Genomic DNA, 13590 nt, shown 5'->3' on the forward strand with positions numbered 1-13590 from the left:
CTCATTTCATCTATTTTAATCAATCGTAACATGTTATAGTTTTATTGAAAATGTAATTTTTTGATAAGGGGTCCAAATTATGAAAAAGATTTGTATTATCCATACAGGTGGTACTATATCCATGCAAGAAGACGAGGCAACGGGAGCTGTTCGGCCGTTTGAAAGTCATCCACTTTTGGCATTAACAAATGCTCTTCAGAAAATTGCCGATACAACTCATATCGAGCTTTTGCGACTACCTTCTCCACATATTACACCTAATGAGATGTTAATGCTTAAAGATGAAATAGAAAAGCAAGCTGCATTAGGGTCAGAAGGTATTGTAATAACACATGGAACCGATACATTAGAAGAAACAGCATATTTTCTGGATTTAACTTTACAAACTCGAATTCCTGTTGTACTAACTGGGGCTATGCGTTCAAGTAATGAAATGGGGGCTGATGGACCTTATAACTTAATTTCGGCTGTTAGAACAGCTGCAAGTAAAGACTCAGTACATAAAGGCGTGCTCGTGGTTATGAACGATGAGGTTCACTCGGCCAAAAATGTTACAAAAACGCACACAAGTAACATCGCAACATTCCAGTCCCCACAATTTGGACCTATTGGTCTTGTCACAAAACGAGCAGTGTTATTTCATCATTCACCAACACAATATGAGTCATATCCAATAAATCAACTTACTAAAAAAGTTATGCTAATAAAAGCATTTGCTGGGATGGACGACAGCATTTTTAATGCAATTTTAGAAGCGGGATATGACGGAGTCGTAATAGAAGCTCTTGGCCAAGGTAACATGCCTCCTGCAACATTAAAGGGCTTACAAAACCTCCTAAAGCATAATATTCCGATTGTTATTGTATCGCGTTGCTTTAATGGGATTGTTCAAGATGTGTATGATTACGAAGGTGGTGGCAGAGAACTTAAAAAAATGGGAATTATTTTTTCAAATGGCTTAAATGGACAAAAAGCTCGATTAAAGCTTTTAATAGCTTTAGAACTGTCTTACCAGCATGATATAATCCAAAAGATATTCGAACAATAATTTAAGGCGTACATATACATAGACACGAACTAAACCGTTTACGAAGAAATGTTCTTTATTTTTCTTCTAAGCGTTGACAGTAAAAGACAAAAATCTGCTTATACGAAACAACAATGAGAAAGAGACCATCATTGGTCTCTTTCTTTGCTCATCTTTACTATATGATTTGCGATTAAACCTCCGTGAAAACGACCATTTTCTATAAAAATCTCGTTCGCGTTATTTCCTGCAGCAATAACCCCAGCAATGTAGATGCCTTGCACATTCGTTTCCATAGTTAGTTCATTAAAATGAGGTCGACCACTGTTTTCATCAATTTCTACACCCATAACATTCAGAAAAGAATGGTCAGGATGATACCCGGTCATTGCAAATACGTAATCATTTTTTATTGTTCTTGTTTGATCACATACAGTATATGTTACGTTATGCTCATCAATTGCTACTATATTAGCATTAAATTCCATCTGAATCACACCATGACGAACATGTGCATCAAATTCAGGTAATACCCATGGTTTAATACTTTCTGAGTAGTTAGATCCTCGATATAGTACTGTAACGCGAGCATCAGCCTTCACTAGTTCGAGTGCTGCATCTATAGCAGAGTTTTTACCTCCTACGACTACTACATCTGTATTAAAAAACGGATGAGCTTCCTTAAAATAATGATATACCTTTGGAAGATTTTCCCCAGGTATATTTAAATAGTTCGGGTTGTCATAATAACCAGTAGCGACAATGACATATGTTGCTTCGTATTCTGCCTTATTAGTTTGTACTCTAAAATTATTATTCGTTTGCTTAGTTATTTTCTCTACACGTTCAAATGTGTGTGTTCGAACTTCTTTTCTTTTAGCTACTTCACGGTAATACGCGAGCGCTTGATTACGAACAGGCTTGCGATTTTCAGTAATGAAAGGAACATTACCTATTTCTAGTTTCTCACTCGAGCTAAAAAATGTTTGGTGTGTTGGATAATGATAAATAGCATTTACTATGTTACCTTTTTCAATTACTAAAGAATCAATATTATTGTCCTGCAAAGCTATAGCGGCTGCTAAGCCACAAGGACCTCCCCCAACAATTATTGCTTTTTCCTTAATCACTATATTCACTCCTCTATTGCGAAAAACACCATGATCAATGTTTCAATTATATAATTAAAAATCCCCTATCAATTAATGATAGGGGATTTTTCACTGTCGTGCAAATCTAATTAAATCCAACCTCTGAAGCGTGAAGCTTCTGCCATTTTACGAACGCCTACCATATAGGCTGCTAAACGCATATCAACACGTCGCATTTCAGCAGTGTCATATATGTTATTAAATGATTTCACCATTACTTTTTCAAGCTTTTCTTCAACTTCTTCTTCTGTCCAATAATATCCTTGGTTGTTTTGAACCCATTCAAAGTATGAAACAGTTACACCACCAGCACTAGCTAACACATCAGGCACAAGTAAGATACCACGCTCTGATAAAATACGCGTACCCTCTAAAGTTGTAGGGCCATTAGCTGCTTCAACAACAATTCTAGCTTTAATATCATATGCATTGTCTTCAGTTATTTGATTTTCAATAGCAGCTGGGACAAGAATATCACAGTCTTGCTCTAATAGTTCTTTATTTGTTATCGTATTTTTAAATAATTTCGTCACTGTTCCAAAACTATCTCTACGGTCTAATAAATAGTCAACGTCAAGGCCATTTGGATTATGTAATGCGCCGTAAGCATCGGATATCCCAATTACATTTGCTCCGGCATCATGCATAAATTTGGCTAAATAACTACCTGCATTACCGAATCCTTGTACAATAACACGGGCACCTTCTAACTTAATGCCTTTCTTTTTCGCTGCCTCACGAATGCAAATGGTTACACCTTTTGCCGTCGCAGATTCACGTCCATGTGAACCCCCGAGTACAAGTGGTTTGCCGGTAATAAATCCAGGTGAGTTAAATTCATCAATTCGGCTATACTCATCCATCATCCATGCCATAATTTGTGAGTTTGTAAATACATCTGGCGCTGGTATATCCTTTGTTGGACCAACAATCTGGCTTATAGCACGAACATACCCACGACTTAATCTTTCTAATTCACGGAATGACATATTACGTGGGTCACAAATGATTCCACCCTTACCGCCGCCATAAGGTAAGTCGACGATACCACACTTTAAACTCATCCATATCGAAAGTGCTTTCACTTCTCTTTCTGATACTTCTGGATGGAAGCGGATACCACCCTTTGTAGGACCAACAGCATCATTGTGCTGAGCGCGATATCCAGTAAAAATTTTAACTGAACCATCATCCATGCGAACTGGTATTTTTACTGTTAAGAAACGAATAGGCTCTCTAAGTAATTCATAAACCTCTTCAGGGTAGCCTAACTTTTCAAGCGCGTGCCGTATAACAGTTTGTGTTGACTTTAATACATCTAATTTGTCATTATTATGTATGCTCTTTTCTGAATTTTTATCGGCAACCATACAACCAAATAACCTCCTAGCTGTTCATATAAAAGCGAAGATTAAATATAACAAACTTATGTGCATAATTAAAGTTATTAATCAGGTCACATGACTAAGTATACACCTTATATTTTATTATGCAAAGAAGAAAAACAGGAAAATTAAGCGTTTTCATCAAGAAAAAACCTATCATCCTGTAGGTCAATATAATTAAGATCCTCTTTTTGATAAAAGGTAATATAAATGAGTTCAACTAGAAGTATTTATGTTAATAACTCAACTGTTACGATGTTTAAAACATTAGAAAAAAACTAGGCTATTTATATAAGCCCTAGTTTTTTTCTCCATTATTAAAGTAGTGATACAATTGGTTAATTGCATTCTGTTCCATAATTGTCTTTCCGTACTCCGTTAACCGATGAATAGAAATATGAGATTGCTCCCCATACTCAGATAACAACGCTGATATTGACGCTTTATCAATAGACATCAACATGACACTCATATAATATTTCCCTTCAAAATAGTACAATGATGATGTAACATTATAATGCTTTACTAAGTTGATAAGTTGAAGAGAAAATTGAATTACATCCTCTAACGAAACAAATCGAAAGGTAATTTCTTCTTGCTTCTGTTGATTCCCTAAATCAAAAAAGCTACTATAATCCTGTTCAAAATAGTCTTCCATATTATCATCAATTTCTGCACTCACAATGATCACCATTCCATGAGGTTGGATAGAGTGTATTTCGACAACTAAAGAATTCGCAACAGTAAATCCTAATTCTTGCTGCGCTTGATCAATCATATCAGTAAAAAAATCATGTACCTTCGCCGAATCATCCCAGATATCCTCTTTCGTTAAGCCATGCTTAACTAAATCATCTATAGAAATAAACACTTTAACTTTATTATTCGAAATTCGTTCAAGTCGCATGTATTATCTCCCCTTATATCCCACTACTTCATCATATGAAAAGGGAGAAAAATGGTTCAAAAACACAACATTTCAAAATGCCATAATGCGGTTAATCAGAAGCTTGACTGTCAAAAAACTACATAACCTCTTAAAAATTAGTAATTTTCAGGGATAAACAGAGGAAGACATATTCCATATTCCACACTTCACCTTCTTGACTGAACACACATGATTATTAAAAGAAAAGGCGTGGTGGCACTACTAGTTTAATGCTAATAACATATTTCTTAATGATCTGCTAAATCAACTTTATCTTAGTTAAATAGCGCAAATGCTCTTTATCTCATCAGTATCTTTGCGGATGGTGCAAAACATTATGTAATGAATGAATATCAAAAAGACTGCGACAGCCTGTCACAGTCCCTTTCTGTTATTATTTCAAACGTTCCTTTAACCAATTATCCCAATCTTCTTTTGTATCTCCTAAAAAATTAGCCTCATATTTACTATCTTTTGTAGCGCCTGCAAAAGCCGCTCCTCCTATACCGATTGCTAAGTCTGAGTTTTGAGATTGTAATTGATCAATAAGTTGTAAGGTTTTCGATGCATTTTCAGGTAATGTAACAGAAAGAAAAAGGAATTTTGGATTTATTTCTGCTATAACCTTTTCAAGATCATTTTCTGCTAAACTTGCACCTAAATATACAACATCGAATCCTTTTCGACGAATATATAGAGTGAAAATTAATAAGCCTAACTCATGCCACTCATTTGGTCCGCACACAGCTACTCCTTTTGGTAATAAACCATTAACGGGCAATGTGTGAAAGATAGAACCTATTCGTGACCTTATAAATGAGCTTGCAAAGTGTTCATGTGCACTTGTAATTTTACCCTCCTCCCACAATTCGCCAATACGAACTAAAACAGGTCCGGTAATCTCGATAATAACCTTTTCTATACTATAAATACTAAAGGCCCGATTCATAACTTCAGTTCCCCGTTGTTCATCAAATGCTAACAATGCTTGTAACAAATCATCAATATTTTCTTGAACATGATTATTAGATTCTACTACCGTGGGTGCCGTATCGATTTTCATGTCACTACTTTCTAGTAGGGACACAGCTTGGCTAATCGTGAAGCCATTGTTTACTTTGTTCATAAGCCACTTTAGAATTTTTAAATGCTCATCACTATATAAACGATGCCCTGAATCATTTCGTACTGGTGCAATCATCTTATAACGACGTTCCCAGGCCCGTAGAGTCCCGGGCTGAATGCCAAGTATTTTTGAAATTGCTTTTATATTATATTTTCCTTCATGGGACGCCATATTATTCTCCTCCAGCCTAAAAACTATCCAATATAAATTATATAGGATTAACCAGAGTGTGTAAACTTTGTATAGGTTATGAATAGGTTTTGCTTGAGAATTGACTGCTTGTTATATTTATAATATGAGTTTCAGCACGCGCTCCTAACCTCAACGGAACACCAGTTGTACCGTAACCGTTACTGATCAATTGAATAAAGGGTCCCTTTTTATGGATTTGTCCGACCTCGTATGGTCCAAAGCGTCCTAAGCGTATTTGACCTCCATGTGTATGTCCACTTAGAATAAGACCAATGTTTGCATGATCAGGGATTTTTCTCAATATCCTAGGATCATGACTTACTAGTATTTTAAAAGCATTTTGCTCACAATCAAGGAGTGCCAGCTTCAAATCATCTCTTCGGGTTGCTCCATCATCTACCCCAACTAGAAAAAGTAAATCCCCCTGTTCAGATTCAAAGGAGACTGCTGTGTTATCAAGAACTTTAATTCCACAATCTATTAATAGAGCATCAAGCTCTCGATAGTCAGTTTCATAATCGTTATTTCCCCAGACGAAATATACTGGAGCTAGTCGCCTGAGATTTTCCAAATTTTCTCGAACCTTAGACATCGGGACGCCTTTTTCAGTTAGGTCCCCACCAATAATTATCATATCAACCTCATGTGTTTTTACTTGTTCTAAAATAGAATCAGCTATTTTTCTTCTATGGATATCAGAAATAAAAAACAAAGATACACGCCCAAATCCGCTAGGGAAATCATCTAACGAGATATCTTCGATTTTCACAACATTACGGTGTGCTTCATACAACATCCAAGTAATAAGAACAATTCCTAAAACCAAAATTATTAAAACAAAAATCATGCCACAATTCCCTTTCTATCAAATCGACTTTTTACTCTCTTCTAACGAAATAATACCATAGAGTGCTGCGAAAATTATAAAAAGAATGCAACAAGTATATTCATTTTGAACATGTATAGTTGCGGCAAAATGGCAATGCAGTACAAGGTGAATTCACTCTTATTTATATCCTCCCCATTGATTAGTCCAAAGAGCAGAACTAAAAAGTAACGGATAATGTGCGAGAAAATAAGAAAACCAATAAAAACATAATTGTCATGGCGATAAACACAATCGGGTTAATTATGAATTGTGCCAGTATGTTTGACAATGTGTATGGCTCTGGAGTAGGAAACCATCGAATAGTTAAATATTCACAAAAAAAAGCAGCAAAGGCAATTACAAATATTTTTATCGGATACATAAAAAAATCCCCCCTACATTGTAATTGTATGGGGGGACAACCTGAAAATTTACAATTAATCCTCTTCAATATCAAGAATTCTAAAACCTGACTCCTCAAGCTTCTTTATAAATTTGTTTATGTTGCTGCGCTTTTCAATTTTTAATACAATGCGACGTACTAGTTTATCTGTTTCGTCAAATGTAACAAGGGATATAATTTGTTCATGCATCTGTTTGGCTATTTCAGCTAATCTCGCTATACGTCCTTCTGTTTCAACAGAAGTAAAGGCAATCCTTACACCAGGTTTATGCATTCCAAAAGCACTTTGGAATTGCTCCAAAACGTCATAACGCGTTACAACACCCAGCAACTGTCTTTTTTCATTTACGACTGCTAATACTGGGAAGTCTTTAAGCATTAACAATGTACGTTCAAATATCTCTTCACCTTCAATAAACGTATCACTGTGTGTAGCTATATCCTCAACCTTTGTTTGTTGTAAGTAAGAATCCTTGTCTATACCAGCTTTGAAGAAATTCTCATAAATTGTATATCTTGTTACCATTCCAATATATATATCACCTTCGAGTATCGGCAATCCATCAATTTGATACTTCTCTAGTTTGTCTAAAGCATCTTGAACTGTATTACCTTTGTTAACAAAAATACTTTTTAGCTTAGGAATCATTAAACTTTTTACAAACATCTCTCCGTCACCTCATCATCATAAGAAGTCTTCTCATAATATTAATTCCACATGGTCTTTACAAAATCCTTTTATTAACGAAATATTTTTTTGTTATGTTCTTGTTGTCTCTCTCATATAGTTAAATGATGAATCCTATTATGGGAGGAACCTATATGTATACTCTTAGAAAAACATATTATCCTTATGTCAGTCCGTTTGATCCATGTCCACCTCTCGTTCCTAAAGTATTTGTAACACCACCAAATTTATATTTAGGATTTCAACCTCCAAATCTGCCACAATTTCCAATAAAAGAAGCACTTTATAAAGGTACTTTATGGAAAGTATTCTATGATCCTTATTACAATCCTTATGAAAAACAACGGGAGGAGATTACCTAATGAATAAGCAATTACCACCAGAGTATTACAGCTTGTTAGAAAATTTACAAGCTGTTGACTTCGCTCTAGTTGAGCTAACGCTGTATTTAGACACTCATCCACAAGATTATCAAGCTATTCAGCAATTCAATGAACTTGCAAAAGAACGAAAAAAACTTAGTAAACTCTATGAGTCACAATATGGTCCTCTTCTACAGTATGGACATAGCTACTCAGGTTATCCTTGGAATTGGGACGATACACCTTGGCCTTGGCAAGTATAATATTTTCTGTAAGGGGGGATTAGTACATGTGGGTATATGAGAAAAAATTACAGTATCCTGTAAAAGTTAGTAGCTGTAACCCTAGACTTGCTAAATACTTAATTGAGCAATATGGTGGAGCTGATGGTGAGCTTGCTGCTGCCCTTCGATATTTGAACCAACGATATACAATACCAGATAAAGTTATCGGTTTATTAACAGATATTGGAACTGAGGAGTTTGCACATTTAGAGATGATCGCAACAATGATTTATAAATGGAACATTTCTAAAATGCAACCTTTAGAAAGTCCTCAAATCACCCTCTGATTATCCTCAGATACATTTCATTTATTTCCTTATTATATACCTAAAAAAGAGCATAAAAAAAAGAAGGCTTTATCAGCCTCCATTTCTAAAAGTTATTTATCTCCAGAATGATTTTAAGTTCATTGCTACATTGATAAATTTCTTTATATCTAACTCTCCTACATCAGATGCCTTTCCAATTCCTTCTATAATAACTGTCTTATTTTCTGCAATATCAATATTTGTATTTTTAGTTTTAGCCTCCTGTTTATTCATGATGTCTCCTCCCCTGTAACTCTCTGCTGTTATAAAATCTATATGTTTGTACTGATTGTCCCTATTCACTTCTTATTAAGTGCCTCTCTGTTACATTAGAGCTGAGTCTACTTTTGTGACCTTTTAATAATTGCCCTCACTTATAGATAAGAGCAGGGATAGTAAACTGTGACAGGTGGAGGAAATGTACATTCAAAAATGAGACTTTACATAGTAAAAGAGACAGATACTGTATCAGTACCTGCCTCAGTAAGTTAATTATTTTTTGTCTAGATTAGCAAAAGCATTAGATAGCTTTTTATGAGCTGTAGCCCTGCTAGTTGATGCTTGAACATTACTAGCCCTCAATGACTTAGCTACCTGCTCATTTTCTGTAGCTGTTACTTTTACATTTTTTAAAGGATTAGCCAATCTGCTCACCTCCTTTAAGAGCTTATTGACCTGATAATTCACAACACCTACAGAGACTCCATACTGTTTAGCAATCTCTGCAAACTTAGCTCCTGACTGTCTCATGTCTATCCATTCTTGTAACATCTCTGGAGAATATTTCTTAGGTTTCCTGCCTCTTTTCTTTTTAGGCTTATTAGCCTCCTCAATCTCATCCTGTAACCTACAATAAGCATCAAACAGATCAGCATCCTCAAAGAAATAATTCTTATGATGCTTGTACCCAATACCTACAACCTGTCTGCCCTTTACTACAGGATGAGGATAGACAATAGATATAAAGCCATCTTGATTAATAGCCCATTTATTAGGAGTATCTTTCAGAGTCTGCAATACATCAAAGATAATGTTATCCATGTTGTCCTGATGCATCTCTGTAAACTCCTTATCCAATGCCTTTAACAGCTTAGCTTTCTGCTTTTCTTCTAGGTTATAATCTACATCAATATAATCAGAGATAGCATCTAGAGTAGTGCCCCTATTAAGCATCCTCTGTAGGTAGTTATCCTTTACCATTGTATAATCTACTGTACTTAGCTTGTTAGGCATTGCTGACATCTCCTTTAAACATCCTGTCCAGTTCCTCAGGCTCAGTCTCTGCCATCTCCATAAAGATATTAAAAGCTCTAGGACTGAATGAGCCTCTAAGGACTGCCTTTACAGTCTGATGAGGAATAGCTGTAATATCCCTACAAAGTGCATTGGCTGACTCTCCTTGAATGTAATGTCTGTAAAGGATGTTACCTAGCATTTCTCCTGTAAACATTCCATGACCTGACCTCAGCAATTCATAGCCTTTCTCACTAATCTCAGTTGCTGTTTCTCCTGAATTTCTCCATTGATTAAACTTATAATTTATAGCCATTTTTTCTTGCTCCCTTTTGTAGTTTGTAAATAAAAAAGAGCAAGGCATTAGCCTCACTCTCCTTATTTGTTGCTGTATAGCTTTTCAGCTATTTTAAACATTGAAAGTACAATGACTCCCTCTAAGATTACTGACATAGTGTAAAAGCTCCTCTCTGAAAGTAGTAACTCCTACCTCTCTTAATGCCTCCTGATGCTTATTACTTTAATCTAGCCTCTAGCTGTCTTACTGCCTCTTTATTGAAAAACCTTTTAAGCTCTGTGTGTAGCTCTCTTTGTCCTAGATGAATTCCTGCATAGTTCTTGTTACTGTCTGCCTGAGTAATGATGCCAAAGTCAATTAATACTGATCTTGCAAATTTAAAAGCAGTATTAATCTTATTAGCCAGTTGGAACAATGTCTCTGAGTCCTCTTGTAAGCTCCTGACAGAAACTGTAGCCTGATACTCCATCTCTAAGCCTCTATACAAGAATACTGCTTTTTTATGGACTGCAAATAGCTCCTGAGCCACATCCTCTAGCTCTGCTGTCCTTTGTTTAGCTTTTGCCTCATTGACTCCTTTGGTAAGCTCAATTTCCTCCTGTAGCTCCTGAGCTTTTTTCTGTAGCTTTTTAGCCTCAGTAACATCTGTAGCCTCTGCTTTTTCCTGCTCAATTTCCTCTAGCTTTTCCTGTAGCTCTACAATAACCTCAGTATCTTTCTCTTTAGCATCCTCTAGGTTATCTACTGTCTCATTTAACATAGTCTGTAATGCCTGTAGCTCCTCAGCCTTTTTAGTTACCTCTGCTGTCATCTGTTGTTTGTTTTCCATATTTAATCATTCTCCTTTTAATAATTTAATAGTTTTAGTTACTGGTTATCTCTCATCATTTTCTGTATTTCTTCCTCTACAGAAAGTAGTATCTCTAGCTCCTCCTGATGCTCTGTAGCCCTTTGTTTTACATCTGACTTATCAATCTCAGGAGGCTTTGTAGTTTGTTTAGCTGATCTGACCTCTGAAAGCATCTTCTCAGCCTCATCCTTACCAAATACCTCTACATACATCTGCTTTATCTTTTCATCAGATATAGGCTTTTTATTAGCATCTTGCTTAATGCTGTTACCTTTTGCATACAGCTTTACAGCTCTCTTATTTAAGGGAGTAGCCTTGCCTTTCTGTATTCTGTCTAACCTTACTGCCTGTTGTAGCAGCTCCAAATCAGGATGCTGAGTCTGATTGTAAAGGCTCATAAACAACAAACCATAATACATAAGCTCCAATCTAAAGGACTCATCAGAAATATCTGCATCTACAAAGTTCTGAGTATTTTCTTTACTTTCTCTGTCCTCTCTGTAGAGTTTATCTGACTCCTCTAGCATGATGCCTAACTGTCTGCTGTCTAGATATTGACTGATAGAGGATAGCTCCTCTTTAATAAACCAATGTAAACTCCTTTTCTTTACTGCTGTAAGGTTTAACAAGTCTTGTCCAGAGAGTCCTGCAAAATCAATCAGCAATTGCTTATCTTTGGTGGATGCTGAGGGCTTAATAGCTGACTGAATTAAGTTCTGCAAAAAAGCATCTAACTGCTCATTGGTTAATGTCCTGGCTAAATTGTTTACATCAGCCTCAGGCTCTTTAGTTGCCTCCTGTTGTGCTTTCTCCTCATCAAATGCTGTCTGGTTGTCTGAGATGTATTTCCTGAGAGTTCTATCTGATACTCCAATTTCTTTACTAAACTGACTCTGAGTAGCCTCAAAATGCACTTTACAATAAGCAAAGCATAAAACAATATCCTCAGGAGTAGAGGGATTAGCCTCAGCTAAAAACTCCTGCATCTGTTTAAGATTGTCTGCCATGTTGTAGCTCCTTTCTAACTTTAGTTGATATTTTATCTAGTCTGTCTCTGTCTCCTGCTCCTGATGGAGTCTCAATGCTCTTTTTTAATAAAACAATTGGAATACAAAAAAGGAGCAGACCTATTAAATGCCTGTTCCTTTCTGCATATACTATTTCATCTGAGTGAACATATCTTAAAGTAGGTATAGCAAATTCCCTATAAGAAATTTTAGATGTACAGATTATTTACCCCTAATTAAGAAATCTGCTTGTAATGACTTGTCAGGCTCCCCATCTTTTCTATAGAAAACAAATGGGTTTACCTTAAGATGTGTCTTTCTACCTTTTAATACCTTAGCAAAGACTGTCATACCATCCCATTTAAGATTATTAATTTTAGACTGTACATTTTTCTTATCAAGTCCTGTAATCTTACAGATGTCTGCTACAGATAATGCATCTATATTACCTCCATCAGTTTCAAAAGGATTAGAGCAAAGTAGATTATTTTCATAGTTAATGTAAGGAAGGATTAAATACAAAAATCCCATGTCAGCAGGTTTCTTTTTATTCCTTTTATTAATGTTAGCCTGATACAGCTTTCTGATCTGCTCAGAGAATGTCTTAGCTACTTTCTTGTTTTCTGTCCTGCCCTTAAAGTGATATTTATTGTTAATAGCAAAAGCATCAACCTCTTTACCATCTACTTTGATTGTTTTGAGTGACATCATGCCTTTATCTAAGAAGTTGTCTATATGTTTCTTAATATGACTCCTGTTAGTGATGCCTAAGACCTCTCCAATGTCTCCTCTTTTCATAGGTACAGGATTATGAGTTGATTTAATTAATACATTGTCCTCATATCTTACATAAGTCTGCAATACAAGGAAGTAACCTAGCTCTACAGTTGTCAGCATTTCAATAACCTCCTTAGCATTTTCCATATCTGAAAAAGTAAAAGCCTTAGCTTTCTTTCTGCTATTCTCTCTCCTCTGTCTCTCCTGATATGCTTTCTGTTGTTCTGGTGTCCTAGTAAAAGCAAATTCATGTTTTTCTCCTGTTGCCAGATTTACATACTCATTAGCTTTATATTGTGTCACTTGATAACCCTCCATATATTTATTAGTGAGCCTGTATCAGCTCCTTTCTTCTGTTCATCTACTAGTGCAGCTAACTCATCCAGTTAACAAGTATGGAAGGGAAAAAAGTTAAAACAGATTTTAAAAAAGCCCTCTAGAGTATCATTAATAGAAAAAAAGCCAATTGTGACAGGGAGGTAATAGGCCTCTGATTTAATTGGGGGTATTTTGTGAACATAAGTAGGCTGGATTGGGGGTATTTTGTGAACATAAAAAAATAAGCCTTGAGCCTTACAGCCACAAGGGATTAGAGAGGATTGGTACACAAAGTTTTATCTTATATCTTGAGATATAGGAGCAAAGCTCCACAACAACAATAAATTATTACTAACAATCTTTTATAGCTACAATATGGACTTTT

The 13590-nt window shown here is 35.7% G+C and carries 16 protein-coding genes and 1 pseudogene; 4 read left to right on the plus strand and 13 right to left on the minus strand.

Annotation, left to right across the window (positions count from 1 at the left end; genetic code table 11):
* Positions 1 to 79 precede the first annotated feature (79 nt).
* A complete protein-coding gene (locus EJF36_RS11485) occupies positions 80 to 1048 on the plus strand; it encodes an asparaginase (protein ID WP_125906458.1) in 969 nt (322 codons plus the stop codon).
* A 128-nt stretch (positions 1049 to 1176) separates the two neighbouring features.
* On the opposite strand, the gene EJF36_RS11490 is transcribed toward EJF36_RS11485, so the two are convergent.
* The 7 genes from EJF36_RS11490 to EJF36_RS11520 all read right to left on the minus strand — a co-directional run bounded on the left by EJF36_RS11490 (position 1177) and on the right by EJF36_RS11520 (position 7747).
* The gene (locus EJF36_RS11490) at positions 1177 to 2157 is read right to left on the minus strand and encodes a YpdA family putative bacillithiol disulfide reductase (protein WP_125906459.1); all 981 of its coding nucleotides are present in this window, start codon (positions 2155 to 2157) and stop codon (positions 1177 to 1179) included.
* Between the two features lie 110 nt (positions 2158 to 2267).
* Entirely contained in the window at positions 2268 to 3548 is a 1281-nt protein-coding gene (locus EJF36_RS11495) for a Glu/Leu/Phe/Val family dehydrogenase (protein ID WP_125906460.1), read from the minus strand.
* Between the two features lie 313 nt (positions 3549 to 3861).
* A complete protein-coding gene (locus tag EJF36_RS11500) occupies positions 3862 to 4470 on the minus strand; it encodes an adaptor protein MecA (protein WP_125906461.1) in 609 nt (202 codons plus the stop codon).
* Positions 4471 to 4885: 415 nt separating this feature from the next.
* Positions 4886 to 5788 carry a MerR family transcriptional regulator gene (locus EJF36_RS11505; protein WP_125906462.1) on the minus strand — a complete coding sequence of 301 codons (903 nt, stop codon included), beginning with the start codon at positions 5786 to 5788 and terminating at the stop codon, positions 4886 to 4888.
* A 76-nt stretch (positions 5789 to 5864) separates the two neighbouring features.
* Entirely contained in the window at positions 5865 to 6656 is a 792-nt protein-coding gene (locus tag EJF36_RS11510) for a metallophosphoesterase (RefSeq protein ID WP_125906463.1), read from the minus strand.
* A gap of 199 nt (positions 6657 to 6855) precedes the next feature.
* Positions 6856 to 7059: a hypothetical protein gene (locus tag EJF36_RS11515; protein WP_125906464.1), complete on the minus strand. Its 204-nt coding sequence runs from the start codon at positions 7057 to 7059 to the stop codon at positions 6856 to 6858.
* A gap of 55 nt (positions 7060 to 7114) precedes the next feature.
* The gene (locus EJF36_RS11520) at positions 7115 to 7747 is read right to left on the minus strand and encodes a CBS domain-containing protein (RefSeq protein WP_125906465.1); all 633 of its coding nucleotides are present in this window, start codon (positions 7745 to 7747) and stop codon (positions 7115 to 7117) included.
* 155 nt (positions 7748 to 7902) lie between these two features.
* Here EJF36_RS11520 and EJF36_RS11525 point away from each other — a divergent pair, with 155 nt between their 5' ends.
* From EJF36_RS11525 to cotJC, 3 genes and pseudogenes are all read left to right on the plus strand, one after another.
* Positions 7903 to 8130, plus strand: coding sequence for a spore coat associated protein CotJA (locus EJF36_RS11525; RefSeq protein ID WP_125906466.1), 228 nt, complete (start codon positions 7903 to 7905; stop codon positions 8128 to 8130).
* A complete protein-coding gene (locus EJF36_RS11530) occupies positions 8130 to 8393 on the plus strand; it encodes a spore coat protein CotJB (protein ID WP_125906467.1) in 264 nt (87 codons plus the stop codon). The genes EJF36_RS11525 and EJF36_RS11530 overlap by 1 nt, the downstream gene beginning before the upstream one ends.
* 26 nt (positions 8394 to 8419) lie before the next feature.
* Positions 8420 to 8650 (plus strand): annotated as a pseudogene (gene cotJC, locus EJF36_RS11535) (spore coat protein CotJC); the annotation flags it as partial.
* Between the two features lie 147 nt (positions 8651 to 8797).
* On the opposite strand, the gene EJF36_RS21515 reads toward cotJC, so the two are convergent.
* The 6 genes from EJF36_RS21515 to EJF36_RS11560 form a co-directional block, all read right to left on the minus strand.
* Positions 8798 to 8956 carry a hypothetical protein gene (locus EJF36_RS21515; protein WP_185806887.1) on the minus strand — a complete coding sequence of 53 codons (159 nt, stop codon included), beginning with the start codon at positions 8954 to 8956 and terminating at the stop codon, positions 8798 to 8800.
* Positions 8957 to 9214: 258 nt separating this feature from the next.
* A complete protein-coding gene (locus EJF36_RS11540) occupies positions 9215 to 9955 on the minus strand; it encodes a hypothetical protein (protein ID WP_125906468.1) in 741 nt (246 codons plus the stop codon).
* A complete protein-coding gene (locus tag EJF36_RS11545; protein ID WP_125906469.1) occupies positions 9948 to 10271 on the minus strand; it encodes a hypothetical protein in 324 nt (107 codons plus the stop codon). The genes EJF36_RS11540 and EJF36_RS11545 overlap by 8 nt, the downstream gene beginning before the upstream one ends.
* Positions 10272 to 10470: 199 nt before the next feature.
* Positions 10471 to 11082 (minus strand): hypothetical protein, encoded by a 612-nt coding sequence (locus EJF36_RS11550; protein WP_125906470.1) that lies wholly within the window; start codon positions 11080 to 11082, stop codon positions 10471 to 10473.
* Between the two features lie 38 nt (positions 11083 to 11120).
* Positions 11121 to 12110, minus strand: a complete 990-nt coding sequence (locus EJF36_RS11555; RefSeq protein ID WP_125906471.1) for a hypothetical protein — start codon at positions 12108 to 12110, stop codon at positions 11121 to 11123.
* 222 nt (positions 12111 to 12332) lie between these two features.
* Entirely contained in the window at positions 12333 to 13190 is an 858-nt protein-coding gene (locus tag EJF36_RS11560) for a hypothetical protein (RefSeq protein WP_125906472.1), read from the minus strand.
* Positions 13191 to 13590 lie beyond the last annotated feature (400 nt).

It is taken from the genome of Bacillus sp. HMF5848 (assembly GCF_003944835.1).
Classification (GTDB): domain Bacteria; phylum Bacillota; class Bacilli; order Bacillales; family HMF5848; genus HMF5848.